General features: G+C 41.7%; 4 protein-coding genes. All 4 read right to left on the bottom strand.

Going from position 1 to position 2,298, the window contains the following annotated elements:
• Nucleotides 1-809, bottom strand: an 809-nt coding sequence (locus UYC_RS0121355) for an ABC transporter ATP-binding protein (RefSeq protein WP_026087795.1), incomplete at its 3' end; no start/stop codon positions are given.
• 34 nt (nt 810-843) lie between these two features.
• Entirely contained in the window at nt 844-1,056 is a 213-nt protein-coding gene (locus UYC_RS0121350; protein ID WP_016875271.1) for a type II toxin-antitoxin system HicB family antitoxin, read from the bottom strand.
• Between the two features lie 69 nt (nt 1,057-1,125).
• On the bottom strand, nt 1,126-1,842 hold the full coding sequence (locus tag UYC_RS0121345) for a GUN4 domain-containing protein (RefSeq protein ID WP_016875272.1): 717 nt from the start codon (nt 1,840-1,842) through the stop codon (nt 1,126-1,128).
• 108 nt (nt 1,843-1,950) lie between these two features.
• The gene (locus UYC_RS39035; protein WP_170221177.1) at nt 1,951-2,124 is read right to left on the bottom strand and encodes a hypothetical protein; all 174 of its coding nucleotides are present in this window, start codon (nt 2,122-2,124) and stop codon (nt 1,951-1,953) included.
• Nucleotides 2,125-2,298: the final 174 nt, after the last annotated feature.

Here is a 2,298-nt window from a genome sequence, read left to right as displayed (position 1 = left end):
AGATGCAACTTCTCTTTCATCTTTGCTGAAGCTAGGATAGTTTGCCCATTAACATCAAAACCTTCACCTACATATCTGGCAGGAAAAATATTCATCGGTGGGCTGCCCAAAAAAGTCGCCACCATTCGATTAGCAGGCTTGGCATAAATTGTTTGCGGCTCGCCAATCTGTTGAATTCGTCCCCTCTCTAGCACCACAATTTTATCAGCCAAAGTCATTGCTTCTACTTGATCGTGGGTGACGTAGATTGTTGTTACACCTAAGTTTTGATGTAGTTCTTTTAACTCAGCCCGCGTATCATCTCGCAGTTGAGCGTCTAAATTAGACAAAGGTTCATCTAATAAAAATACTTGTGGTTGACGGGCGATCGCTCTTCCCAATGCTACCCGTTGTTGCTGTCCACCAGAAAGCTGTTTGGGTTTGCGCTCTAAAAGGTGTTCTAGTGAAAGCGATCGCGCTACAGCCACTACCCTCTCTTTAATCATCTTGGGATCGACTTTGCGCATTCGCAACCCAAAGGCAATATTTTCTGCCACCGTCATGTGGGGGTACAAGGCATAGTTTTGAAATACCATCGCCACATCGCGCTGTCTGGCAGGGACATCATTTATCAACTCATCCCCGATGTAAAGTCTACCAGAGGTGGCAGTTTCTAAACCGGCAATGGTTCGCAATATCGTAGACTTACCACATCCTGACGGCCCCACCAAAACCCAAAATTCACCATCGGGAATATCAAAGCTAATATCCTCAATCGCGGTAACGTTGTTAAATTTGCGCTTGATATTTTCTAGACGAACTCTGGCCATTGTTCGATTTTGGATTGGTGGGAGCGATCGCATTTTATCCTGAAATCAAGAAATTTGGCTTTTCTTTAATTTCATCACTTGTTTCTTCCAAACAAAGTTCAACAACTTCTTTGATATTTTGCATCAACACATCAATTGTTTCACCCTGACTATAATAAGCTTTTAGTTGTGGAACTTCTCCTACATAATAACCATCTTCGTCTCGCTCAATAATGACGTAAAATTCTCGCTGACTGGAATTTATCATTACCTCATCTCTCCTTGAGAAACAGGATTCTGATTGATTATTTCTTTAATAATTTCTGCCTTCTGCCTTTTATTTCGACCAAGCCGGATGAGCAAATAAAGAAGCAATTACTCGCACTCCTCGCAATTGATTGGAAAGAGGTAAGTGACCTTTGGGAGCACTTAAATCCCAGATAAATTCATTTGGATAGCGCGTCCAATTATTGCCTTTTTTCCAACCGATTTTCGCCCAAAGATTATCCCAATTTTTCCCCAGACTTAACCAAATTTCTCGCTGTACTGAAAAGCCAAATTTGCCTTCGGAGTGGACTAACCACAAATTATTAATAGTTTGTAAGTCAGTTATTGGGAAATTATCTACTTCGGTAAAATATAACCATTTGCGTTTTACCGCCTCAGCACCAGCAACTTCACACATTTTTTGTAGAGTCATGCGATCGGCTGCTTGGAAATCTTGAGTTACGAGTAAAGTTTGTAAGGGACGATAATCAATTCCACACTCTGATTTTAGAGGTACAACACCTTCAGGAAAATGAGTTTGCAGAAATTCTTTGGCTTGAGGCGAATCAGAGTTATAAAGAGCTTGGTAGGCTTTGCCATCAACCCAAGTTACAGTCGAGTCACGACGTTGCAGCAAAAATTCCATCAGGATATCTAATCCCCCATTATCCAAGACAGCTAGCTGCGGGATCAACTGTTGTTGGACTTGAATTGACCCAGCGATTAACTGTCGGCGCAGGGATTCGATGTCACAAGAGGAGCCTGATACAATCATTGGGTCTGTCATGCCATTTTTGTGAAAACGCGATCGGTGAACAAGCAATTAACTAATAACTATTGTGAACTGGTTAGTACTGATAGCGTAGAGTAGTTTACAGGAAATTGTCTGCGAAACCTACTCATTCATACCTGTACTTTGATGGGTTAAATTACCATGTGCAGCACCTAAAGACCTGATAAATTCTCGCAAAATATCTGTTTTAGTTCTACCTACAGCCTGGCAGTGGGATTCTAACATTGCGAACTCTTGCTCACTCACCCTGATGGTAATCTCTCTTTTGTTCTTCATTGCTGCTATTTTGCTGTATAGATCCAGAGTACACTAATTGCGCCTGCAAGCGATAAGATAGCATCCAGAGACTCTGCTAACTCCTGAAAAGAAATACCCCGCTTTCTAAACTCTATCAAAGGGCAAGACAAAATCTGCTAGCTTTCCAAACAAGGCAGTACAGTTGGTTAGTAG

Origin of the sequence: Chlorogloeopsis fritschii PCC 6912 (assembly GCF_000317285.1) — a bacterium.
In the GTDB taxonomy this organism is placed as follows: domain Bacteria; phylum Cyanobacteriota; class Cyanobacteriia; order Cyanobacteriales; family Nostocaceae; genus Chlorogloeopsis; species Chlorogloeopsis fritschii.
Note: the sequence above shows the minus strand (reverse complement) of the source record. Positions and strands in the feature narration are given on the sequence as shown.

Excerpts from the sequence above, each read along its gene's own strand:
- UYC_RS0121345 (WP_016875272.1), bottom strand. The coding sequence starts at position 1,842 with ATGACAGACCCAATGATTGTATCAGGCTCCTCTTGTGACATCGAATCC.
- UYC_RS0121350 (WP_016875271.1), bottom strand. The coding sequence starts at position 1,056 with ATGATAAATTCCAGTCAGCGAGAATTTTACGTCATTATTGAGCGAGAC.
- UYC_RS39035 (WP_170221177.1), bottom strand. The coding sequence starts at position 2,124 with ATGAAGAACAAAAGAGAGATTACCATCAGGGTGAGTGAGCAAGAGTTC.